The following is a 24247-nucleotide window of genomic DNA, read 5'->3' as shown; positions in this document are numbered from 1 at the left end:
TCATCGAGTCCGGTGCGTTGGGCACTCCGCAAGATACACGGGTGACACGCGCGATCATAACGCGAGTCACCGCACCTAGAGCAAAGTGACCGGATCACGATCGATGCTGACCCGCAGTTCATGGCGGGCGGGCACGTCGAATCGTTCGGCGAAGAACCGCAACACATTTGTGAGCATACGACCGTCGACCGATTTGAGCAGCAGGTGCCACCTGTAGCGCGTCTTGATGCGGGTGATCGGCGACGGCGCAGGCCCGATCAGGCGGACCCCCGTGAGCTGGCGGTTTTCCACAAGGCGCTGGAGCCAGGACGCCGCCGCCTGCGCCACCTCGGCAACGGCGACCTCTTCGATGCCACTGAACACGACGTTGGCCAGGCGCACCATCGGGGGATAGGCGGGCGCCCGCCGGTCGGCCAGCTCACGGGCCACGAAGCTGTGATAATCGTGGGTCACCGCACAGGTGACCGCGTGGTGGTCCGGCATGCGCGTCTGCACGATGACATGCCCGGCCTTGACGCTGCGACCGGCCCGACCGGCCACCTGGGCGAGCAGCTGAAACGTCCGTTCGGCGGCGCGAAAATCGGGCAGGTTCATTCCCACATCGGCATCGATCACACCGACCAGGGTCACGCCGGGAAAGTCCAAGCCCTTGGCGATCATCTGCGTACCGAGGAGAATGTCCACCTCGCCGCGTCCCACGCGATCCAATATGTCGGCATGGGCCCATTTGCCGCTCGTCGTGTCCAGGTCCATGCGGGCGATGCGTGCCGTGGGCAGGCGCTCGCCTAACAAGCGTTCCACCTGTTGGGTGCCGAGCCCCTTGTGGCGGACGGTCGGCGCCCGGCACCGCCGGCAGGCCTGGTGCACCTCCTCATGATGTCCGCAGTAGTGACACGCCAGCCGCTCCGGGGTCCGGTGCAGCGTGAGCGAGATTGAGCAATTGGGACACGCCGCGACCTCCCCGCAGCTCGCGCACTGCAGAAACGAGGCGTAGCCGCGTCGGTTGAGCAACACGATGGACTGCTCACCACGGGCGATCCGTTCCCGCAACGCCGACTCCAACGACTGGCAGATCACCCGACGAAAGGGATCCCGCTCTGCCGGCTCCTGTGGCGGCGCAGGGACCCGCGCCCCATCGGGGAGCTGGGCCACCGAGGGACGCGGCCCCCGAAGGTCCACCACCGACACCGACGGCAGGACGCCGCCCCCCACGCGGTCCGGGAGCGACACGAGGGTGTGCCGTCCCTCCTGCGCGTGGTGCCAGCTCTCGAGGGAGGGCGTCGCGCTCCCAAGGACGACCACCGCCCCCTCGTGCCGCGCACGGACAATCGCCACATCGCGCGCGTGATACCGCGGCGATTCGGCCTGCTTGTAGCTCGCCTCGTGCTCCTCGTCGACCACGATGACCCGCACGTTGGCCAACGGCGCAAAGATCGCCGACCGTGCACCGACCGCGATCCGGCGTTCGCGGCGCTGGAGCACTCGCCAGGCGTCCAGTCGCTCGCCGTCCGACAACGCGCTGTGCAGCACCGCCACCTGGTCACCAAACCACGCCCGGAAGCGCGCGACGGTCTGCGGCGTGAGGGCAATTTCCGGGACGAGCACGATGGCGGTTGCCGTCGGATCGACGAGGGCGCGGCGCAGCACTTCCAGGTACACGAGCGTCTTGCCACTCCCGGTTACCCCGTGCAGGAGGGTCACGGTCCCGGGCGGCGCCTGCGAGATCTGGTCGATCGCCGCCTGCTGCGCTTCGGTTGGCTGGTAGGCGGACGCCGGCGCAACGGCACGCGTGGCGAACGGATCACGCAGCACGCCCTCCTGTTCCAGTCGTACCAGGCCACGCTGCGCCATGGCGCGCAGGACCCCGTCGCCAATGCCGAGCCGCTCATGGAGGGCGGCCGCCGTGGCTCGATCGTTGTTGGCCTCGAGGTGCTCGTACACCACGCGCTGTTTCGGCGTCCGCTTGAACAGGGCGTCACGCTCCATCAGGGAGTCCAGGCGGCGGTGCAGTACCACGACGCGCTGCCGCTTTCCGGGCGGGGTTGGCGCCGCCGCGGAGGTGAGCTGCACGGGGAGGGCCGCGCGCAGCACCACGCCCATCGGCGCGACGTAGTGCGACGAGATCCACTGCGCTGTCGCGAGCAGGGCCGGCCCGACGGCGGGGTCCGGGTCCGGCACACTCACGATCCGCTTCCAGGCGCGCTCGCCTTCGGGAACCTCGCGGCTGCCAAGGGCCACACCTACCTCACGACGATTCCGGAACGGCACCACGACGCGGCTCCCCGGCGCGACCTCCACCCCATCCGTGGGCGGGAGGTACGAAAAGGTCCGAAAGAGCGGAAGTGCGAGGGCGACGTCCACGACGCGTGGCATCACGCAAATCTAGGGCGATCCCCGGACCGAACCGGGCGACGCGCCGAATCGCTCACGCGCGCGCATTGGCCGGTCGAAAATGGCGTGCACACCACCACGCCGGCCCACTAGCTTGCGTGTGATGGCTCGCGCGCGCCCGAAGCTCCCACTCGCCCGCATGTCGGTCCCCGCGGCCTCCCCGCTGCGACGAGCGATCGATGCGCACGGCTACGTCCTGTTGTACGACGGCGTCTGCGGCCTCTGCAACCGGTTCGTGCAGTTCATCCTGAAGCGAGACCCCGAGGGCGCCATGCGCTTCGCCACGCTGCAGGGGCCGATCGGAGACGAAGCGCGACGCCTCCTTCCGCAACTCGCCGCAGTGGACTCCGTGGTGCTCCTCTACAAAGACGGGGCGTGGGTGCGCTCGACCGCCGCCCTGCAGGTGGCGCGCTACCTGGGCGGCGTCTGGAACCTGGCGGCCATCGCCTACCTGGTGCCTCGTCCGCTGCGTGACTGGGTCTATGACCGTGTTGCCGCGACACGCTATCGCATCTTCGGCAAGCTGGACGCCTGCCCCCTCCCTGCCCCAGGCACGCGGCGGCGCTTCCTCGACTGACGGCGGCTGCAGGATCACCGGGCGACGCCGATCCTCCATTGAGATCCCATAGCCCCCGGTTTCAATGACCCTCGCCGCCACCAGCCTCGCCCGACTCGAGACCTTTCTCGACCGCATTGCCACCGAGACCTACCCGGAACCGGTCTCCGCATTGCATGATGCCATCACCGGGGACGTGATGGAACGGGCGCTGCAGCTCTTCAACCTGCCCGACGGCGCGCGCGTCCTCGACGTGGGGTGTGGCCAGGGGGTCGCCCTCAAACGATTCGTCGCCCGAGGGTACCAGCCCATCGGCATCACCTTGAATGCGGTCGACGTCGCGGCCTGCCAGGCGGCCGGGTACGACGTGCGCCAGATGGACCAGTCGTTCCTGGAGTTCGAGGACGGGCAGTTCGACCTGGTGTGGTGTCGGCACTGCCTGGAGCACAGCATCTTCCCGTACTTCACGCTCGATGGGTTCCGCCAGATTCTGGCCCCAGGGGGATGCTTGTACGTCGAGGTCCCGGCGCCAGACACCGCGTGCCGCCACCAGACCAACGGCAATCACTACTCGGTCCTTGGCCGCTCGATGCTGGGGAGCCTGATCCTGCGCAGCGGTTTCGAGATCGTCGACACGCTCGAGGTGAACTTCGGCACCGAGGCCGGCCCCGACACCTACTGGGGCTTCATCGCCCGCCTGCCCCGCTAAAGCGAAGCAACAGCCGCGCTGGCCGTCCGTCGGCTCAGGACGGCGGAGCGCTGCTCCGCCGGCGTCGCGGCCCCGTGCTCGCCGAGCCAGGCCACGAGGGCGTCCGCGAGCTCGAACCCGGTCTGGAACCGGTCGTCCACCCCCTTGGCCAGGCACTTCATGACCAGGGTCGACAGGCTGCGCGGGACCCGCGAATCCACCATGTCCGGTGCGACAGCTTGTTCATGGACCTGCTTGTACCCGACGCTGTAGCTGTCCGCGCCGTCAAACGGGGGAAAGCCGAGTAACATCTCGTAGAGCATCACCCCGACGGCGTAGAGGTCGCTGCGCCCATCGACCATCTTCCCCATTGCCTGTTCGGGCGACATGTAGTGGGGCGTGCCCATCGCGCGCCCGGTCCGGGTGAGCCGACCATGAAAGCGCGCCGTGGCGATGCCGAAGTCGGTGAGCTGGGCGTGACCGTCTTCGTCGAACAACACATTGTCCGGCTTCACGTCCCGGTGCACGATCCCCCGACGGTGCGCGTAGTCCAGCGCCACGGCCACCTGCGCACAGATCGAGACGGCAATACCCGGCGCCACCGTCTTGTCCCGCACGAGCACGTCGGCGAGGGACCCACCGGCGAGGTAGGGCATGACCAGGAACACCAGGTCACCTAACTCGGCGAAGTCGATAATCGGACAGATGTGCGGATGATACAGCTGCGCCGACGCCTCGGCTTCGCGACGGAACCGTTCCCGCATCTCCGTATCCTTCGCCAGGTGCGCATGCAGCACCTTCACGACCAGCGGCCGCTCCAGTTGGGCGTGGAGCGCGTAATACACGTGGGCCATCCCGCCACTCCCCATGCGGCGCATTACCTGGTACCGGCCCCCACACGCCTTGCGCAGGGCCGTCACCTCCGTATCCGGCTGCTCCACCGGCGCCCCAGACACTTCCGGGAGGTCGCCCTTGCACCGCGCACAGCTCACCGCGCGCGTCCGATTCCACGTACCACAGTCGGGACAGAACATGGCTCAGCTCCCGAACTGCAGGCGAACGAAGTCGTACGCCGGCCAGGGTCCGCTCTGCTCGATCGTCACCCCGCCCACGCGCTCCTGCTCGTCGCGGACGGCGTCGGCAAAGGTGCCCCACTTGTCGCGCTCCACTAGGAACGCCGCCTCCGTCGTGCGCGGACGACCATCGGACTCGTCAGGCAGCACGACACTCGCCACGGCGTGCCGCTTGAGGAATTTCATCGACTCGAAGACCGTCGCCTCGTAGTCGGGCGTCGAGGTGTTGGGCAACGCAGCGAGCAGGAGGCGGGCCGCCTGCCGACCCTGCACAAACGCCACGCCTTCGCGCAGGGTGACGTAGTGGAGTTCGAGCCAGCGCACCAGGGCCTCACGCGTGCGGAACACGGTGCCAAACGGCGCGGGCAGGATGCTCCGGTCGCGCTGGACCCCCTCCACAATCCCGCGATACTCGGTGATGGCCTGGGTCGACGGATCGACGCGACGCGCCGGGACGCGCTGCACCAAGGCGACCAGCTCGCGCAGCACCATCGACTCAATCCCATCGGCGCGCGTCGCCGACGTCCCGTCATCGAGGACGAGACCAAACAGGAGCAGCGACTCGCTGCCCACCGCTCCCTGACGCCCGCTGCGTGTCCGAATCACGTTGCTCCGCTGTCGCCGATGTCCTGCGGTCCCAGACCCCCGCCGCCCCCGTCGCGGCCCCGCAAACTGGAGGTATCGGACGGTACTCGTTGGACGACCAACCCCGTGTCCCGCGTCACGCGCGAACCTCGCCAGATCCCCCTGTATTCACAAGGACTTACCGCACGTTCCGGGGGCGTAACGATCCGGGGATTGGCCATGATGCCACCGTCTCACCCGAGTCCCGCCAAGGCGCGCATGTGCACCACCGACGCCTCGCCCAGCCGCGTGGGATCGTACCCGCCCTCCAGGACGCTGACCACCCGGCCGCCACACCACAACGCCGCGCGCGACGCCACCTCGCGCGTCAGCAGGTCGACGTGCTCCATCTCCAGGGTGAAGCCGCCGAGCGGATCGCCGCGCAAGGAATCGAACCCGGCCGAGATCAAGACCAGGTCGGGGGTCCAGCGCGTGGTCGCCCGGTCGATCCCACCCAGCAGGGCATCCACATAGGCCTGCGGCGCCAACCCCGCGGCCATGGGAACATTGAACAGGGTCCGGTGCGGCCCCACGTCGCTCGCGTCGCCAGTCCCCGGGTACCAGGGATACTGATGCATCGAGACAAAGCGAATCCGCGACTCATCGCGTACCAGAGCCTCGGTGCCATTGCCATGGTGGACATCCCAATCGATGATCAGAACCCGCTCCGCCCCCGACGCGGCCAGCGCGTACCTGGCGCCAATGGCCACGCTCCCGAAGAGGCAAAAACCCATCGCGCGATCGCGCAGGGCATGGTGGCCCGGTGGACGGACAGCGCAGAAGGCTCGTTCGGCCCGCCCGTCGAGCGCCATGTCGACGCCGTCGAGAACGGCTCCGGTCGCGGCACGCGCCGCGTCCCACGAGCCCTCGGACGTCACCGTATCCGCATCCAGGCGGCCGCCGCCCGCTGCCACGTGGCGGCGCACCGCCTCGACGTACCCGGAATCGTGCGCGAGGGCCAGCTCGTCCGGGGTGGCATGCCGTGGCTCGTGGTGCAGCAGCGCCTGGAACAGCTCCACGTCGTGCTTCAAGGCCCGCGGGATGGCCCGCAGGCGACCGACATGCTCCGGGTGATTCCACCCGGTATCGTGTCGTCCGCCGTCCGGATGTGAAATGAAGGCCAGGGTCATGGGAGTCCGCGCAAGCGCCGCGAGAGCCACGCCACCGCGAGGGACAGCAGCGCCATGGCAAGCAACCACCGCTCATCGAGACGGGCAAGGACAGGCGTCCCTGGCCCCGGAGCGGCGGCACCTAACGCGGCGGTCCACGCCGCCAGGGGTACGGGGTCGCCGCCAGGCGCGAGCGGCGCTCCGGCCACGCGACTCACCGAGCCCACCAGCGCGGACCACCAGGCCGCATAGCGGGCGGCGCTCCCTTCCGGTCCTTCGAGTTGCCAGCGCCACGTCTCGTCATACCCCACCGCCACGACCCGACCCAGCGCCTCGCGCCTGGCGACCACCATCGCGTCGTCCCCACGACGCTCGATCACCACTGCGTCGGATCGGGGCCGCAGTCGCCAGCCCCCCAGGGCGCGCCGTGGCAGCGCCGTGGCCAGTGTTCCGGGCACAGGCTGAGCGACGCCAAGCACCGAGGCCGGCGCGATGGCGGTCGTCGCCAGGTGCTGAACGGCGTCACCGACCAGGATGAGGCCACCCCCGCCGCGAACGAACTCGCTGAGGCGCGGAGGGGCGACCGCATCCCGGCCAACCAGGACGACGGCCGCATGGGTCGCGGTGTCGAGTCCGGCACGAGCCCCGGGGGTGCGAACCCCAACGGGCGCGGGCGACAACGTAACCGTGAATTCAGCTTCCACGTCCCAACCAGCCGCGCGAAGCGCCTCAGCCACAAATCGCGCCTCCCAGCCCGCACGCCCCGCAACCCTGACGCGCTTCATGGGAGTTGGGGCGAAGGACTGGGGTCGTGCCGTCCCGTGTGGAGTGACCAGCGCCACCCCGGAAGCCGACAGGACCGTCGCCTCCGCGGCCCCCGCCTCCGCGGCCCGCCACACCTCGCCCGCCGCGTCACGCACCGTGGCCCCGGGCGGGGCGAGGGCCCGCCAGGTGAAGCCGCCACCCGGGGTACCCAACGGGTCGAGGACGATCGCCCACGGGGACACCGCGCGGCGCGTGCTCCAGCGCACCTGGGTCCCTGCACCACGCACGGCCACCGCCCAGGCCCGTTCGGCGGGCCCGGGGATCGCGTCCAGCTCCAGGTCAAGCCCTGGCACTGCATGACGGGTCGCCGCCGACAGCGCATCCGTCAGCGCCTCGTCGCGCACCGTCGTGGTTTGCCCCTCCGGACCGCTGAACGCGAGGAGGGTGATCGCCAACAGCGCCGTGCCGAGCGCCAAACGCTCCAGCCAGCGACGCTCAATGCGTGAGGGCATACACCACCAGGTTCACAGCAAACCGCGTGTTGTCTATGGCGTAGAAGCGCTTGTTGTCCGGGTGGAAATTCCACTCGGAGCTGTAGTCCTTGTTGCTGTAGCACACCACGAGCCGTCCGCCACGCGATGCCCCCCGCAGGTAGTCGTGCACGAGGTTGTCCCCCCACCCATTGAGCTCGTGGCTGGTATTCGGCGGGCCGTCCGGCCACGGGAAGTGCGCCCGATACAGCGAGTGGTTTGGGGGAAGCTTCGGTAACGGGCCAACCACCGTCGTCAGCTCCTCAATCGCGGTCCGGTGGAACATCCCGTCCACGTCGTGGTTGTGGTCGTCGACAAAGAGGAAGCCTCCGCGATCCAGCCAGGTCCGCAGTCCGGCCCGCTCCTGCGCGGTGAACCGCACCGGGAGGTGCCCGGTGAGGAAGGCGAAGGGATACGAGAGCAGCTCGGGCGAGCCCAACGCCACGACGCGACCCGCGGGCGCCACCTCGAGGCTGGTGTACCGGGCGAGCGAGTCGATGACGTTGGCTGCCACGAGGGGCGCGCTATCCCAATCGCCCGAGTCGTACTGCAGGGTGACAAAGGTGAAGACGCTCATGGGATGGGCCGCCACCCCGTGGGTGGACGCGCGGCACCGGCACCGCCCAACCGCTCCCGCACCACCACCACGGCCATGGTCACGTCCCGACCGGCGCGTATCCCCGCCACCAGGGAGTCCAACGCGGCCGCCACGGGGGCGTTTCCAGCCGAAGCCACGCGGAGCACCAGGAGCGAGTCCACGGCCTCACCGGCCCCTGGGCGAGCCACGGCGCCAACGACGCGCTGCCAGAGCGCCTGGCCAGGAGGCGCCAGCGGTGCCTGGGCCTCACGCACATGATCGAGGCCGCGGTCGCGGCCGGCGAGTCGCACGCGTGCAAGGTCGACCACCACAGCCCGCGTCGCCCCTCGCAGGTACAAACGCTCCGCTGCGCGTGCCTTCTGGATCGCCGCCAACGCGGCATACATAGAGGGCAACGCCGCGCGCGGGGCCCCCGACTCCAGTTCGCGCCCGGCGTCCCACATGGCGTTGTACGCCTCCAGCAACGGCCGACTCACCGCCACGAGGGGCGCCTCGTCATGCGCGGCCTCCACGAGCGCACCACGGGCGCCCGTGGCTCGGTCCGCAGCCTGGAGGAGCTCCTCGGGGGTGAGCGCACGCCGCAGGGTAGGTTCCGCCCCGTGCTCGTGCCCGTCGCCGTGAAAATGCTCGCCCGCCGGATCATCACCGAGGCGGGCAAAGATCAGGTCACTCACCTGGCGACGCAGCCGCGCCTGGTCCCGCCCGATCCGCACAGACTCGGTGCGCAGCGCGGACGGCGCCATCCCACGTTCCCGTCTCACCAGCGCCTCCGCCAGGTTGATCAACATGCGCTGGCTCAACACGGACGCTTCGACCTCAGGCGGGGGCGCCGCATCCACCGCCAGCGAGTCCGCCTCGCCGGGGCGCGCCACGCGCAGGGCACGCGTATCGGATGCGCCTTCCTGACCACGGCTATCGCGCGCCAGCGCGCGCAGGTGAACCACGTCGCCCGGCAACAGCGCGAGCGCCGCAAGGTCCCACCGCATGGTGCGCATCGCGCGCGGCCCCTGCTCGGCTTGGGCGTCGAGCTCACCCCGCCGAAAAGTGAAGCGCTCCCCGTCGCCCGACGTCACGATGTACTCGAACCGCGTGCTGTCGAGCCGCAGGTCATCCTGAAACGTGGCGCGCACCGCGAGGGACGCGGGTACGGCGCGTACCACCGTGTCGCGAGCCGGAAGCTCCAGGGCCACCTGCGGCAGCGCGTCGCGCACGGGGTCCACCGCCAGGAGGAACGCGTCACCATCCCGGCTGACGGTGACGAGGGCCGGGAGCGTATCCGCGATGTACGACGCGACCCATCCGGTCCCGCGCCGCGTCGCCGCCACGGCCTGCGTGTCGGCACGGACCCCGGGCGCTGGCCCCTCACCCGACAGCTCAAGGCGGCTGCCAACGAGGGGATGCAGGACGTCCGGTGCCGTGAACTCTTCCGCCGGCCGTCGCGCGTACGCCGGTGGCACGACGCGCACCCGCACGGCACCGAGCGACGTGACGCCCTCGGGGACGCGGAGCCGCTGGGCGTTAGGTCCCACGTCCGGCGCACGAGTCGGCGTCCCTGCGTAGCTCGCCACCCCCAGCCCGGCCGCACCAAACGCGCGCAGCAATGCGCGACCGGCCCAGCGCCATGCCGCGGTGCCGACGGGCGAGCGATGAACGCGCGCATCGCACACGGCGGACCCGGCCAACGCCCCGAGCACGGCGTAGTGGAGGGTGGGTTCGCGCTCCTCCAACCAGAGCCCCACCCGCTGCGGGTCCAATCGCCCGAGCCCGGCCCTCCATCCACGCCACACCGTCACAGCCAACCCGACCATCGCGGCGAGCGCCCAACCCTGCGCGCGACTTCCCCCCAGCCATCCGGCGGCCCGGAGCGTCACCGCGAGCGCCCCAACTCCGTACAGCAGCGCGGACACCACGCCGATCCCGGCGAGGCGCGACCTCCAGCGAGCGACGAGCACGGCGGTCGTCATGACACCATCCGCGCGCGGCGCACCCGCACACCCCACTCGACGGCGAGCAACACCAGCGCGAGCGCAAGCCACCACCGTCGGTGGGCCGTGCCATCCGACGCTGCGGCCTTCGGCCCCGGCGGGGCAGCATCCCCCACGAGGCGCGCGGCCGGAACCGGGGTCAGCCGAGCCGTGGCGCAGGGTTGGACGAGATGGCGCACGACGGCGGCCATCGATGGGCGAAGGGCATCGTCGCCACGCACTGGCACCCGGACACCTACCGTTCGAAAGCAGCCACGACCAATGGTCGTCTGCGCCGCGGCCACGGTGCCATCGTCCCACCAGGCCACCGGCGTTCCCCCGCTGACCGGTGCCAGTCCCCAGGGACCGATCGCCCCAGCCCCACCGGCCAGGATGGCACGCACCGGGGCGGCGTCCTGCGGCTCGGGGAACGACACCACCACGCCCCCCCCCGCCGCGAAGGCGGAATCGTCCGAGGTATACGGCACGGCGGCGAGGCGGGCCCCAGCGGGGAGGCGTCCAACAGCGTTCATCACCGCCGCGACGGGCGCGGTCATCAGGGCTGGCACCCGGCCGAAACCGCGCGGGTCATCCGTCGGCGCGCCGTCGCTCGCCGGCGCGAGTCGTACCCAGCGCACCGGGACACCGGCTGCACGCACGATCTCCGGGATCGCGGGTGTCCACTCCTCCTCCACCACTGGCGACACCACGGCAATCTCGACCTCACGCACACGCGTCAGGAGCTCGGTGGCCCGGCGCGCGGCGCGCACCAGCGCGACATCGAGCGCGCCCGCCACGTCGGATCGCGGGAGCGACGCGAGGTCGCTCATGGCCAGCGCACGGACGCCGCTATCGAAGGCGATCAGCTCAACACGCGACCTGCTGGCCAGTCGAGCGGTCACGGAGTCGGTACGTTCGCTCGCCGACCCCACGGCGCGCGTGGCATCGACGAGGAGGATGCTGGCACGGCCCGAGCGTGGCAGCTGAAACAGTCCCGGCGCCACGGCGGCCCCCAGGCATCCAACGACCAGCAACCGGAGCATCCAGAGCAGCGGCTCGTCGAGGGCGACGCGTCGTACGTGCTGGGGGCGCGCGCCGGCGGGCACAAATCGCGCCGTGGGGAGGACGGCGGACGACGACCGGCGCCAGGCCAACCAATGGGCGCCGGTGACCACGATCCCGGCCGTGGCCGCCAGCCACCACGCCCACATCGCCTAACGAGCCCCCACCGCGCGCGGTCCACCGACCACCCGACGGATCGCACCGATCACGTCCTCTTCCGCAACAATCCGATGAAAGGCAGCCCCGCGACCGACCCACCAGTCCTCCTCGTCGCGCACCCACTGCGCGAGCGCCGCCGCATAGGCCGGGATGCCCTCGGGGCCCAACACGCGCTCGCGAGTCGCGTCCTCCGGATCGACCACACTGCCTCCGGCCGGCATCCACTCCGCCTGCGACAGGACGTGGAGCACGATCACCTCACTCCCGGACACCAGCCAACGATTGGCTGCATCGCGACACGCCGCCGCATCACCCAACAGGTCTGACAGGATGACCAGGCGGCCGCGCACGGGAGCTGATGCCACGGCCGGGGCCAGCGGGGCGGTGCCTCCCGGGACCACCCCATCGAGCAGCGCCCGCCAGGTGGGCACGATGTCGCGTCGGGTGCTCACCGGCATGAGGGCGCCCTCGCCAGGGTCTCCACCGACCACAGAGCCACCCACCGGATCGCCCACCTTGTGCGCCAGGAACGCCAGTCCCTCCGCGAGGGCACAAACCGCCCGCCACTTCGCCAGGGTCCCCACCGGAAACGCCATCGACGCCGTCGCATCGAGCACGAACCAGGTGGGGTGGATGGCCCGGTCCTCCGACAACCGGATCCAGGACCGGTCGCTGCGGGCCAGCAGCTTCCAATCCATGTCGCGCACGTCATCCCCGGCGCGATAGGCGCGATAGGCGCTCAGTTCGGGAGCGCGCCCGCGCAGCGTCGACCGCTGGGTGCCGCTCCGCCCCCCAACCGCCAGGCGCCGCGCCGGCCAGGCGAGCGACTGGAGGGCATCGAGGGAAACCCGCATCCGGAGGCCCCGCCGCGGTCAGGGTGTGATGCCGCTGCGCGGCTCGGGCACCTCACGCAACACCGCGTCCACAACCTGGGCCACCTCCACGCCCTCCGCCTGTGCCGCATAGTTTGTCAGGATGCGGTGCCGAAGCACGGGCAGGGCGACTCGCCGGATATCCGCCGGGGACACCGCGTCACGGTCATTCAGGAGCGCGTGCGCCTTGGCGCCGAGGATCAGGGCCTGCCCGGCGCGCGGGCCGGCTCCCCACCGCACGTATTGCTTCACCGGTCCCCGTCCGCCAGCCTCCGGGCGGGTCGCGCGCACCAGGGCGGCCGCATACTCGAGCGCCGCTTCGGGCGCGACGACCGCGCGGACCCGTCGCTGCAACCTGCGAAGGTCATCGCCATGGATCACCGGCGCGATGGGCATCTCCGCGCCCCCCGTGGTGGCCCGCAGGATCGCCACCTCGTCGGCGGCACTCGGATACCCCACGCGAATGTCGAACAGGAAGCGATCGAGCTGCGCTTCGGGCAAGGGATAGGTCCCCTCCTGCTCGATCGGGTTCTGCGTGGCGAGCACGAAGAACGGGTCCGGCAACGGCATCGTGGTCCCGGCCACCGTCACGCGATGCTCCTGCATCGCCTCCAGCAGGGCCGACTGGGTGCGTGGCGGTGCGCGGTTCACCTCGTCCGCGAGGACCAGATGCGCAAAGATCGGCCCCTTCACAAACCGGAAATGCCGGTGGCCCGACGCATCCTCGTCCAGGACCTCCGCCCCGGTGATGTCGCTCGGCACCAGGTCCGGGGTGAACTGCACGCGCCGGAACTCCAACTCCATCGCCTCGGCCAGTGACCGGATCATCAGGGTCTTGGCGAGCCCCGGCACACCGACGAGCAGGGCGTGGCCACCGGCGAGCAGCGCCATCAGGAGTCCGTCGATCACGGGCCCTTGACCAACGATCCGTTGCGCCAGGGCCTCCCGCAGACGAATCACCCCCGCCAGCGACGTATCGCCGGAAGGGGTGCGCACCGCGGTGGCCGGGGACGACGAGGTCAGCGGACCGGGCGGCGCCGACGGCCGCTGACCAGGAAGGTCGAGCCATGCGTCGCCCCACACGCGGCGATCGACTCGTTCTCGTCCAGCACCTCCCATCCGCCGAGCTTGACCATGTAGTCCTCGGGATCCTCAACCGCCGTCATGATGGCTTCGACCACGCGCTCCTTGACCACACGCACCGGCATGTCTGCGGGCGCCTCGACGGCGAGCGTTTCCCAGGCGTCGAGCAGCTGCACGCGGAAGGCGAGCCGCGTCTCCCCGTCGGCGCCAAGCCGCAGGACGCCCGGGCCTGTCCGCAGGGAGTTGATGAGATCGGTCATGGTCAGCCGACCTCCGCCGGCGGAAGTGAGGCGAAGAACCGGCCGAGTGGGCCGTCGAACATGTAGGACCCGCCGGTCACGCGCGTCCCGGAGCCCGCGGGAAGGACGCCGATCACGAGCTCCTCACCCCCCTGCCCGCGCATGGACAGGTGATGCGCACTCTCCTGTTCCGTGTACGCAGCATAGATGGAATGCCGACGAGAGAAAAAGGTCCGGGCGGCCGCCAGGACGTCCGCCGGGGACATGGCCGTGGTGGTTTCCTGCAACGTGCGACGCTGGAGCGACATGGCTGGATGGGTGGTCAGGACCTGGTCGTACTCGGGAGACTACACGTCATCTGCAACCCCTGCCCGGGGAGGGCCGCCGCCACCAGGGTTCCACCCAGGTGTGCGGCCATCGCGCGGAGCAGCGCGAGGTTGATTCGGTGCCGCCCCATGACCCTCGCCGGGGCCAGTGGGTCGAACAACCCCTCCACCTGCTCCCGCCCCAAGTCCGGTCCGCTATCGCGCACCTGGAAGTGCACCGTCCCCCCGCCGTCGTCCGCAACAATTGCCAGAGTGACCGGCTCGGCCGGCGCCCGGGTTTCTGCGAACAGCAGCAAGGTAGCGAGCAGGCGCGTGATTTTCCTCCGGTCGGTGGGGATCGGCGCGATATCACCAGGGATCAACTTCACGGAGACCCCCGCCCCACCTGCCCACTCGTCGGCGAGCCCCGTCGCGGCCAGCGCCAGCTCCCGCGGCGAAACAACGTCGGTGCCCGCCGCCCTGGCCCCGCTCCGAAGCGCGAAGGTCTCCTGCCAGTCGTCGAGCATTCCCTGCGCCTGTTCGAGCGGACGCGTCACGGCCCGGTGCTCGCCCTCGCCAACGGCTCCACCCACACGGAGACTTCTGGCGGCAGTGGCCGCCGCGGAGACCGCAGGCCCCAGCGCACTGACGACCGCCTCCACCATCCCCGTTTCGTCTAGCGGGTGCGACGCGCGCGGCTGCATGAGCGCTTCTATTTCGTCCCTGGCCTCGGACAACGCAGCCGCGGTGCGGCGCAGGTCCGCCACGAGCTGCGACCGTACTGCCGCCGCGGCCATCTGGTCCGCCACCAATCGCATCAGTTGCCGACGCTCGGGCGCCGGCACCCCGGGCTCGGCAAAGTAGAAGGTCACCGCGCCGAGCGCCGACCGCGCATCCTGCAAAGGGAGCGCGACGAGCGACCGGAAACCCAGTTCCCGACCGACTTCGGCCCAGTCCTCCAGGCCGCCGTCCGCCTGCACGTCCGGGACCTCGATGATCCGTCGCTCGGCAGCCGCCTCGCCGGACGGCCCGAACCCCAACCGAACCCGCATCTCGCTGAGCCACGGCCGGTGCCGCTCGGGCCAGTTGCTGGCAGCGACCAGTCGCATCAGCTCGGAGACCCCTTCCACCAGATAGACCGAGGCGAAAGAAGCCCCGATGAGGGCCGACGTCCGGTCGAGGGCGAACTGGAACACTTCGTCCGGTCGGTCGGCATGGGCGAGCGCATGGGCAATCTCCCGCACCGCCGACAGTTCCCGGACCGTGGCATCGGGCTGGCGAACCCGCGCAAAGCGCTCGTGCGACAGCACCTTCGTCCCGCGTTTTGTCATGTGGACCTCGCGGGGCGCGCCGCGCGCACCTCAACGGTGTACACCAACGCGTGCTCCGGCAGGGCCAGCAACGCCTCCACACACTGGGCCACGTCGTCTGGCCGCAAGGCCCAGGCAACCTGCGACCCCCCTGGCGAGAGTTCGGTCGCGACCGACCCCGGCATCACCACCGACACCTTCACACCAGCGTCCCGCACCTCGAGCATGAGGCATTCGCTGAACCCCAGCACGGCGTGCTTTGTCGCAGCGTAGCAGGTCCCTCCGGGAAAGGCACTGCGGCCGGCGATGGAGGCCACGTTCACGATGTGCCCATGCCCGCGTTGCAGCATCCCTGGTAACACGGCATGTGTCACATGGTAGATCGCGTTGAGGTTCACATCGACCATCGCATGCCACTCGTCCGGCGTGAGGTCAATGAAGGGCTTCTTGAACATCACGCCCGCATTGTTCACCAGGACGTCACACGAGACGCCGTCGAGCGCCAGGGCCACGGCGTGCGGGTCACGCAGGTCCGCCGACAACCCCGTGAAAGTTCCTCCGCGTCCGGCGATGACCTCACCCAGCGAGCGCAGGTCGGCCTCCGATCGCGCGAGGCCAATCACGTGCCAGGCCGGAGCGAGGCGCAGGGCGATCGCTCGGCCGATCCCCTTCGACGCACCCGTAACAAGGACCGTGGGACGCATCAGGCGCCCTCCACGGCCAGTCGTGACACAATGCCGCAGGTCACTGCCAGGCCAAACGACAGGGCGTCGACTCGCACACGTTCGTCGTGTCCGTGCATCCGGTCCTCATCGTCCTGGGTCAGGGGGAACGGCAGCAGGCCGTAACACGGAATGCCGGCGTGCCGAAGGGTGGCGGAGTCGGTCGCTCCGGTGCTCAGGTAAGGCGCCACCGGCAGCCCGGGATGCACCGCCTGCAAGGCGTCGACAATCGCCTGGTATTCCGGCGCCGCCGGGCTGGAGGCCGGCGCATCCAGTCCCGACGACTTGAGCCGGAACTCCACCGCCGGGTCATTCACGACGGCCCGGAGCCGGTCCAGCAGCTCAGCCAGCGAACGCCCCGGCATCACCCGAATGTTCAAGGTCGCTTCCGCCTCGGTGGGGATCACGTTGGAGCGGATGCCCCCCGAAATGAGGGTCGGAGAGATGCCGGTGCGAAGCACGGCATCAAGCGACGGAATCCCACCCAGCGCCCCTGCCCCGCGTGCCTCGCGCACCGCATCTCCGCTCGCCAGGTCGGCCATCGCGACACGAAGCGCCTCGTCGGGCCAGACCCCGGCTAGCTGGGCAAAGAATCCGCGCGTCACGTCGAACAGCTCCAGCGGCTCGCGGTGCGCGGTGATCCGGGACAGGGCCAGCGCCAGGCGCGAAATCGCGTTGCCGTCGTGCGGGATCGCCGCGTGGCCCCCACTCCCGCGGGCGGTGATGATCACGTTGTGCGGGACCTTTTCTGCGCACTGAATCGCGGCGTAGGCGACCTCGCCATTGATCACCCGCACGCGCCCCCCCTCGTTGAGCGCCACCCCGGCCTGGATGTCGTCTCGATGGTGCGCCATCACCCAATCGATCCCGTGGTCGCCACCGGCCTCCTCGTCGGCCGTCGCCAGGAAGATCACGTCCCGTTCCGGGACCACCCCGTCATTGACCAGGGACTGCAACCAGAGCACCGCGTGCAGGTTGGTGACCAACATTCCCTTGTCGTCGATCGCGCCCCGCCCGTAGACGTACCCGTCAAGCACCTCACCCCCAAACGGGGGCGTGCTCCACTTGTCCCGCTCCACGCCGACCACGTCCATGTGGGCCATCAGGAGCAAGGGGGGACTGGTGCCACGACCGCGCACCCGCCCGATCACGATCCCCCGCCCGGGGGCCGGCTCGTACAGCTGCGAGCTCACCCCGTGCCGGTGCAGGATGTCGTGCACGTATCGGGCTACCGCCAGCTCGTTCCCTGGCGGGTTGACCGACTCCAAGCGGATCACGGCCTGCAGGTCCTTGACGGTATCCCACAGGATGGACTCAAGTCCAACGGCCGATGGCCGGAGGCTTCTCATGTTAGGACAAGTGAAAAAATGCAAATACGGTGACGTTGTCAGGGAAGCGAGGACTCAACTGCAGCCCCCACCCGCCCGACACTCCGGAATGCCCCGGCTTCCCGCCTGAAATCAAAGCCCATGTTCGCCCGGCTCCAAACGGTATTCGAAACGGTTGCTGAGGGAATCGTCCTCCAGGACGAGGCCGGCGCCATCGTGGAAGCCAACCCCGCCGCCTCCCAGCTCCTCGGGCTGACCAACGACCAGCTTCTCGGTCGCTCCTCGGTGGACGCCCGCTGGCGCGCGGTCCGCGTGGATGGGACTGACTTCCCGGGGAGTGACCACCCCGCCATGGTGACCCTGCGCACCGGGGAACCCCAGCGTGGGGTCATCATGGGGGTCCACCGCCCTGACGGGAGCCTGAACTGGATCTCCATCAATACCGCACGCGTCGAGCAGGGCAGCCAGCGTAACGGTGTCGTCTCCACCTTTGTGGATGTCACGGCGCAGCGGAACGCCGAGGCAGAGGTCGTCCGGGCGAAGGAAGCACTGAATCAGCTCCGCGAGATCCAGGCGCTGTTCATCGGAGGGGCGCCTACAGAACGCGTGTGTCAGGCCCTCGTCGCGCTCTTTCTGGAGGCATCCGGCTCCGAGTACGGGTTCATCGCCGAGCTGCGAGAGGAGGCCGGGACGCGATTCTTCCAGCTGCACGCGGTCTTGTCAGATTCCTGGAGCGAGGAGGAACTGTCGTACTACGAGGCCAGCGCCGGCCTCGGAATGGAATTTCTGCGCCCGGGCGCGTTTTTCGAGGCGGCCGCCGAAGGGACCGTGCCGCGGTTCGCGAACCCCGCGACTCGCGAGGACCTCGCCCACGGTCACTTGCCGGACGCACCGACCCTTCGCAACATCGCCGCGATCCCGATCATGGTCGGCGGCGCCACGATTGGCATGGTGGGCCTGGCCAATCGTGGCATGGACTACGATGCCGATGTCGCCGCAGACTGCGGACTGACCGTCGCCACCTGCGGACAGATCCTCTCCGCGATTCGCGTCGACCGCGAGCGACGACGGGCCATCGAGGACCTCCGGGCGGCCGAGGAACGGCACGACCTGATCCTCGACGCGACCGGGATTGGTCGCTGGGACTGGAACCCCACCACCGATGCCGCCGTCTTCGACCGGCAGTGGTGTCACCTGGTCGGTTATGCAGAAAGCGAAATCGAGGGATCCGGAAGCCGGTGGCTCTCCCTCGTGCACAACGAAGACCTGACGGCAATTGACGAAGCCCTGAAGGCGCACCTCGCGGGACAGACGCGACTGTACCGCGTGGAGTTTCGCATGAAGCACAAGGCCGGGCGCTGGGTCTGGATCCTTGCCCTCGGTCGCTTGATCGAGCACGACGCACACGGGCTACCCGCGCGCATGGTCGGCATCCACGTCGACATCACCCGCCAGAAGGAAGTCGAGGCCGAGCTCGCCCATTCCCGCGACCTCTCCGATCGGGCGAATCGCGCCAAGAGCGAGTTCCTCGCCGCGATGAGCCACGAGATTCGCACGCCCATGAACGGGGTGATCGGCGTCGCCCACCTCCTCCTCGGCACGGGGCTCACGGCGCAGCAGGAAGAGTACGCGCAGACCATCCGCCGCTCCGGCGAGATCCTCCTCACACTCATTGACGACATCCTCGACTTCTCCAAGATCGAGGCCGGCAAGCTCGAGTTGGAGTCGATTGACTTCGATCTCCGGACCACCGTGGCCGAGGTTACCGACTTCGTCAACCCGCGCATTGACGAAAAGGGACTGGAGTTGGTGGTACACTGGGACTGTCCCCCGATCCCGCACTTCGTCGGCGACCCCAAGCGTTTGCGGCAGGTGCTCATCAACCTCTGCGGAAACGCCGCAAAGTTCACGGAACGCGGCGGGGTGACCGTGCGCATCGAGCGTCCCGCGCCAGATGTCCTGCGGTTCAGCGTGCGCGATACCGGCATCGGCATTCCGGCAGACAAACAGCAACTCATCTTTGAGAAGTTCTCGCAGGCCGACAGCAGCACCACACGGCGATTCGGCGGGACGGGGCTCGGCCTGGCGATCTCCCGGCGCCTCGTCGAGGCGATGGGCGGCCAGATCGGGGTCACGTCCCAACCGGGCGAAGGCTCCACCTTCTGGTTTTCGCTGCCCGTCCCGAACACTCCGGATGTTCCGGCCGCCGTGGACGAACTCGCTGGAGCACACGTGATCCTGGTCGCGGATTGCGCCATCCTCGCGGCGGCCGCATCCGCGCTCCTTGGTCACCTCGGCGTTGGCCATTCCCAGGTGAATCACCCGCGCGACATTCCGATCGCTCTTGACGGGCTGCCGGCAGGCACCCACGCGATCGTGGTCATCGACGACCAACCGGCTGAGTGGGACACCGCCACCGCCATTCGGGTGACTGAATCCCGCGCCTCCGTGAGTCGGTGTCGATGCATAGCCATCACCGGGGCGCGCCGACGGCAGACGTTGCAGGAGCTCCTCTCCGGATCTCGCGCCCGTATCCTCGCGAAGCCCCTGGCGCGGATCCCGGTGTTCACCCAGGCGCTTCTCGACTGCGTGGCTGAGCTGCGCGATGGCCCCGACAGTGCCTTGGAACCCGTCCGACTCCAAGGTCGACTCACGGGAGAGCAGCACGAGGTGCGCCCGACATTCGAAGGGGTCCGCGTCCTCATCGCCGAAGACAATGACGTCAACCGGCTCGTCGCTGAAGCGATGCTTCAAAACCTCGGCTGCACCGTGGCATGTGCGGCGGACGGGCGGCAGGCGCTGGAGATGGTGCTCGCCGAACACTACGACTGTGTCTTTATGGACTGCGACATGCCGGAGATGGACGGCTTCGAGGCCACGGCGCGCATTCGCGAGGACGAAGGCGCGATGGGTCGTCGCGTCCCCATCATCGCCTTGACGGCGAATGCGCTCGTCGGGGACCGCGAGCGCTGCATCGCCGCCGGAATGGACGACTACCTGGCGAAGCCGATCATCCCGCGGGACATGGAGGAGATGTTGGCGCGCTGGGTGCGCGCCAACACCAACACTCAGGAGACGCGCGCGGCGAGGTAGGCGGCCACCTGGTCCGCGGCCACCCGCTCCTGCGCCAGGGTGTCGCGGTCCCGGACGGTCACCGACCCGTCCTGCATCGTTTGTCCATCGACGGTAAGGCAGAATGGGGTCCCGACCTCATCCTGCCGACGGTAGCGCCGTCCAATGGCTCCACTCTCGTCGAGGAAGACGGGGAAACGCACGCGCAGCTCCTTCGCCAGCTTGTCGGCGAACTCCGGCATCCCATCCTTCTTGACCAGCGGGAAAATGCCGGCCTTCACCGGCGCGACGCGCGGGTCGAGCTTGAGCACCACCCGACCCTCGCTCTCCCCGGGGACCTCTTCTTCACGGTAGCCGTTCACGAGCACAGCCAACGTGGTCCGGTCCGCCCCCACCGACGTCTCGACGACAAACGGTATGTAGCGGCGATTGGACACCTGGTCCACATACTCCAGCCGCTTGGACGAATACTCCTGGTGTCGTCCGAGGTCAAAATCCCCGCGGTGGTGCACCCCCTCGATCTCCTGGAAGCCGAGGGTCCCGCCAAAGTCGAACTGGATGTCGAACGCCGCCCGTGCGTAGTGGGCCAGCTCCTTGTCGGTGTGCTGGTGGAAGAGCAAGCGGCCCTCGTCGAGGCCCAGCGACCGATGCCACGCCATGCGCTGCGCCTTCCAGTACTCGAACCACTCCATGTGGTCCGCCTGGGGATCAACGAAGAACTGCATCTCCATCTGCTCGAACTCACGCGTGCGGAAGATGAAATTCCCGGGCGTGATCTCGTTGCGGAACGCCTTGCCAATCTGCGCGATGCCGAAGGGGATCTTCTGGCGTGACGCCTGCTGCACATTGAGGAAGTTCACGTAGATCCCCTGTGCCGTCTCCGGCCGCAGGTAGGCGACGCTCGCCGTGTCTTCCATCGGCCCGATGTGCGTCTTGAACATCAGGTTGAACAGGCGCGGCTCGGTCAACTGGCAGTCCCCGTGTGCGCCAGGGGTCTTGCTCGGTTTCCGCGGGCACTGGGCATCCTCGAGCTTGTCGGCCCGAAAACGCGCCTTGCATGCCTTGCAGTCCACCATGGGATCGGTGAAGCCCGCGACGTGACCGGAAGCCTCCCAGACACGGGGATGCATCAGGATGGCCGCATCCAGCCCCTCGATATCGTCTCGGGAGCGGACCATCGCGTGCCACCAGCGGTCCTTCAGGTTCTTCTTGAGCTCCACGCCGAGCGGCCCGTAGTCCCACACCGAGCCCGCGCCTCCATAGATCTCGGAGGACTGGAAGATGAAGCCGCGTCGCTTACACAGCGACACGAGTTTCTCCATGACGTCGGGATGGGACATCGGGGCTCAGGCTTGGGACAGTGGATCGGCACGGCAAGATAGCCGGTCAGTCCCCCGCTTTCGCAGGGGTGCCATCACTTCTACCGATCGCCGGGCCACACGGCCAGGTCGATGGGGTGAGCGCTCCCCCGCATAGCGGCGAGGACTCCCGTCGCGTTCGCGACAGCAAAGGAGACGCCGCTCAGGTTGCGCTCCGGCGGCACCCCGGGGATGGGACGCGGGCGAGGCGAGGCCCCCAGCTGAACGCCGACGGTCCCCATGACCTGGCGCACCTCGCCCCTCGGGCACGAGGGATCGGCCACGACGCCGACGACCCCATTGAGCATGCCGGGCAGAAGACCCACCGAACGATCCATCGCCGCCGCGACGACCCATGCACCCCGTTCCCTGGCACGGGAAACCGCCGCCTCAAACAGGGGCCGGTGCGCCTCGTTCGTCGTCCCGACACTCAGGTTGATGAGGTCGGCACCCTGATCCGCGGCCCAGTCGATCGCCTGACAGAGCAAGCGCGCGGTGGTCGCGAGCGTCGTGTCGAACACGCGTACCGACAACAGCTCCACCCCTGGCGCCAAGTCGCTGATCGCCCCCGCAACCGCCGTCCCGTGCCCAAGTCGGTCCTGCCATGCACTCGGGTCCTCGCCCACGAGTGCCGTCCCCCCGACCACCCGGCCGACGTGAGGATGGCCTGCCGCGATCCCGCTGTCGATCACCGCCACCCGGACTGGAGCTCGCCCGTGGCCCGTCATGCCACGGCTCCTTCGGCGGGAGCGACGGTGCCATCTCGCAGGCTGATCGTCCGGGCCGCCATCGCCGCTACCGACGGTCGGTGCGTAATGCAGAGGACCGTGCGCCGCGCGAGCCAGGGACGCAGCGCGTCGAGCAGGGCACCTTCCGTCGCCACGTCGAGCGCCCCGGTCGCTTCATCGAGAATCAGCACCGGGGGATCCGCGAGGATGGCGCGCGCAATCGCCAGTCGCTGGCGCTCGCCGGACGACAGCGCGCGGCCGCGTTCACCAAGGACCGTCGCCAGCCCCTCGGGAGCGGCCGCGAGCCATGCCCCCATCCCTGCCTGCGCCAACGCGTCGACCAGGCGTTCATCCGGGGCATCCGGGGACGCAAGGCGCAGGTTGTCGCGTACCGATGCATGAAGGACGAACGGCTCGCCGTCAACGACCAACACCGCACGACGCACATCGGTGAGCGGGAACTGCCGCAAGTCGTGGCCGTCCAGCGTCAGCTGGCCCCGGTCTGGGTCCGCGTACCGCACCAGCAGGTCTGCCAGGCTCGACTTGCCGCCGCCGCTGGCCCCGACGATCGCCACCCATTCCCCCGCCGCGACGTCGAACGAGACATCACGCAGTACGGCCCCGCGATCGTACTGGTAGCTCACCCCCCGCACGGCGATCGCCCCACGCACCTCCGGGACCGGGCTGGACACCGCGCCGTCGGGCACGGCCACCGGGGTGTCCAGGATCTCCTGGACCCGTCGCAGGGACACCCGGGCAGCTGCAACACTCGTGTAGATACCCATCAATCCCTGCACCGGCGACAGCAGGCGCATCTGGTACGCCACGAAGGCCACCATCGTCCCCATCGAGATCTCGCCCGTGATCACGCGCCACCCGCCGTAAAAAAACACCGCCGCACTCCCGACCGAGAGGACAACCCCTGGGAGCCCACCCGCGAGGTAGGTGAGACGTCGCATCGACATCAGCGCACCGACGAATCCCTCGTTGCGACGCGCGAACTCCTCGCGCGAGCGGAACTCGGCGTTGTGCGCCACCAGCAGCCGCATCCCTTGCAACGCCTCGATCAAGAACGTGCCCACCCCCGCACTGTGCTCCCGCACCTCGGTCACGGACCCTTCCAACCGGCGGCGATACCAGACCAGCGAGACGAGCGCCGGCGGAAAGGCCACCAGCGTCAACAGAAAGAGGCGCACGTCCAGCACGACCAGCATCACGACACTCCCCACGAGAAACACCACCTGCCCGATCCAGGCGAGGGCCACCTCACTCACCACGCGCTGGATCTCGGCGATGTCGCTGTTGATCCGCGATGCGATCTGCCCGAGGGGAGTCGCAGTGAAGTAGCGCGGCGAAAGCCGCTGCAGGTGCGCCAGGACCTCGAGGCGCATCTCGAACAGGATGTCGGCGGAGACCCGTGTGTAGCGCAACCCGGCGATGGCATTGCAGGCCAGGCTCAGCGCCGTGAGCCCCAGGAAGCCGAGGACCGTCCATGCGAGGATGCGCACATCCCGCCCGAGCAGGGCCCGATCAACCAGGATGCGCGACAGGAAGGGCTGAGATAGCGAGAGAGCGGTCGCGAACAGGGTGAGCCCAACGACCGGCACCAGGCGCCACGCATGGCGACGCACGAACCCGAGGGCCCGAAGAAGGTCAGGGGGCAGCATCGCGAGGTACACACCAGGCCACGGGGAGCCATTCGCCCCCGTGG

21 protein-coding genes are annotated in these 24247 nt (G+C 69.1%); 3 read left to right on the top strand and 18 right to left on the bottom strand.

Annotated elements, in window-relative coordinates:
• Positions 1–75: 75 nt before the first annotated feature.
• Positions 76–2373, bottom strand: coding sequence for a primosomal protein N' (gene priA, locus IPK85_26855; protein MBK8250986.1), 2298 nt, complete (start codon positions 2371–2373; stop codon positions 76–78).
• Positions 2374–2530: 157 nt separating this feature from the next.
• On the opposite strand from priA, the gene IPK85_26850 reads away from it, so the two are divergent.
• Complete coding sequence (locus IPK85_26850) at positions 2531–2968, top strand: DUF393 domain-containing protein (GenBank protein MBK8250985.1); 438 nt, start codon at positions 2531–2533, stop codon at positions 2966–2968.
• A gap of 64 nt (positions 2969–3032) precedes the next feature.
• Positions 3033–3656, top strand: coding sequence for a class I SAM-dependent methyltransferase (locus IPK85_26845; protein MBK8250984.1), 624 nt, complete (start codon positions 3033–3035; stop codon positions 3654–3656).
• On the opposite strand, the gene IPK85_26840 is transcribed toward IPK85_26845, so the two are convergent.
• From IPK85_26840 to IPK85_26775, 14 genes are all read right to left on the bottom strand, one after another.
• Complete coding sequence (locus IPK85_26840; protein MBK8250983.1) at positions 3653–4669, bottom strand: serine/threonine protein kinase; 1017 nt, start codon at positions 4667–4669, stop codon at positions 3653–3655. The two genes, IPK85_26845 and IPK85_26840, sit on opposite strands and share 4 nt — an antisense overlap.
• A 3-nt stretch (positions 4670–4672) precedes the next feature.
• A complete protein-coding gene (locus tag IPK85_26835) occupies positions 4673–5314 on the bottom strand; it encodes a GvpL/GvpF family gas vesicle protein (protein MBK8250982.1) in 642 nt (213 codons plus the stop codon).
• Positions 5315–5526: 212 nt separating this feature from the next.
• Entirely contained in the window at positions 5527–6462 is a 936-nt protein-coding gene (locus IPK85_26830; protein ID MBK8250981.1) for a histone deacetylase, read from the bottom strand.
• Positions 6459–7718: a hypothetical protein gene (locus IPK85_26825; GenBank protein ID MBK8250980.1), complete on the bottom strand. Its 1260-nt coding sequence runs from the start codon at positions 7716–7718 to the stop codon at positions 6459–6461. The genes IPK85_26830 and IPK85_26825 overlap by 4 nt, the downstream gene beginning before the upstream one ends.
• Positions 7702–8313 (bottom strand): DUF4159 domain-containing protein, encoded by a 612-nt coding sequence (locus IPK85_26820; protein ID MBK8250979.1) that lies wholly within the window; start codon positions 8311–8313, stop codon positions 7702–7704. The genes IPK85_26825 and IPK85_26820 overlap by 17 nt, the downstream gene beginning before the upstream one ends.
• Positions 8310–10298: a hypothetical protein gene (locus IPK85_26815; protein MBK8250978.1), complete on the bottom strand. Its 1989-nt coding sequence runs from the start codon at positions 10296–10298 to the stop codon at positions 8310–8312. Before IPK85_26815 ends, IPK85_26820 begins: the two co-directional genes overlap by 4 nt.
• Positions 10295–11509, bottom strand: coding sequence for a hypothetical protein (locus IPK85_26810; GenBank protein MBK8250977.1), 1215 nt, complete (start codon positions 11507–11509; stop codon positions 10295–10297). The genes IPK85_26815 and IPK85_26810 overlap by 4 nt, the downstream gene beginning before the upstream one ends.
• 3 nt (positions 11510–11512) lie before the next feature.
• On the bottom strand, positions 11513–12373 hold the full coding sequence (locus tag IPK85_26805) for a DUF58 domain-containing protein (GenBank protein ID MBK8250976.1): 861 nt from the start codon (positions 12371–12373) through the stop codon (positions 11513–11515).
• 18 nt (positions 12374–12391) lie between these two features.
• A complete protein-coding gene (locus tag IPK85_26800) occupies positions 12392–13510 on the bottom strand; it encodes a MoxR family ATPase (protein MBK8250975.1) in 1119 nt (372 codons plus the stop codon).
• Positions 13411–13734, bottom strand: coding sequence for a hypothetical protein (locus IPK85_26795; GenBank protein MBK8250974.1), 324 nt, complete (start codon positions 13732–13734; stop codon positions 13411–13413). Before IPK85_26795 ends, IPK85_26800 begins: the two co-directional genes overlap by 100 nt.
• Positions 13735–13736: 2 nt before the next feature.
• Positions 13737–14021, bottom strand: a complete 285-nt coding sequence (locus IPK85_26790; GenBank protein ID MBK8250973.1) for a hypothetical protein — start codon at positions 14019–14021, stop codon at positions 13737–13739.
• 14 nt (positions 14022–14035) lie between these two features.
• Positions 14036–15349 carry a GAF domain-containing protein gene (locus tag IPK85_26785; GenBank protein ID MBK8250972.1) on the bottom strand — a complete coding sequence of 438 codons (1314 nt, stop codon included), beginning with the start codon at positions 15347–15349 and terminating at the stop codon, positions 14036–14038.
• Complete coding sequence (locus tag IPK85_26780) at positions 15346–16032, bottom strand: SDR family NAD(P)-dependent oxidoreductase (protein MBK8250971.1); 687 nt, start codon at positions 16030–16032, stop codon at positions 15346–15348. The genes IPK85_26785 and IPK85_26780 overlap by 4 nt, the downstream gene beginning before the upstream one ends.
• Entirely contained in the window at positions 16032–17399 is a 1368-nt protein-coding gene (locus IPK85_26775) for a M20/M25/M40 family metallo-hydrolase (protein MBK8250970.1), read from the bottom strand. The genes IPK85_26780 and IPK85_26775 overlap by 1 nt, the downstream gene beginning before the upstream one ends.
• Before the next feature lie 120 nt (positions 17400–17519).
• On the opposite strand from IPK85_26775, the gene IPK85_26770 reads away from it, so the two are divergent.
• Entirely contained in the window at positions 17520–20471 is a 2952-nt protein-coding gene (locus tag IPK85_26770; GenBank protein MBK8250969.1) for a PAS domain S-box protein, read from the top strand.
• Here IPK85_26770 and IPK85_26765 read toward each other — a convergent pair.
• The 3 genes from IPK85_26765 to IPK85_26755 all read right to left on the bottom strand — a co-directional run bounded on the left by IPK85_26765 (position 20447) and on the right by IPK85_26755 (position 24203).
• The gene (locus tag IPK85_26765; GenBank protein ID MBK8250968.1) at positions 20447–21790 is read right to left on the bottom strand and encodes a glycine--tRNA ligase; all 1344 of its coding nucleotides are present in this window, start codon (positions 21788–21790) and stop codon (positions 20447–20449) included. The two genes, IPK85_26770 and IPK85_26765, sit on opposite strands and share 25 nt — an antisense overlap.
• Before the next feature lie 80 nt (positions 21791–21870).
• Positions 21871–22536, bottom strand: coding sequence for a S8 family serine peptidase (locus IPK85_26760; GenBank protein ID MBK8250967.1), 666 nt, complete (start codon positions 22534–22536; stop codon positions 21871–21873).
• On the bottom strand, positions 22533–24203 hold the full coding sequence (locus IPK85_26755; protein MBK8250966.1) for an ABC transporter ATP-binding protein: 1671 nt from the start codon (positions 24201–24203) through the stop codon (positions 22533–22535). Before IPK85_26755 ends, IPK85_26760 begins: the two co-directional genes overlap by 4 nt.
• Positions 24204–24247 lie beyond the last annotated feature (44 nt).

Source organism: Gemmatimonadota bacterium (assembly GCA_016712265.1).
In the GTDB taxonomy this organism is placed as follows: Bacteria; Gemmatimonadota; Gemmatimonadetes; order Gemmatimonadales; family Gemmatimonadaceae; genus RBC101.
This window is presented reverse-complemented; position numbering and strand designations above follow the sequence as displayed.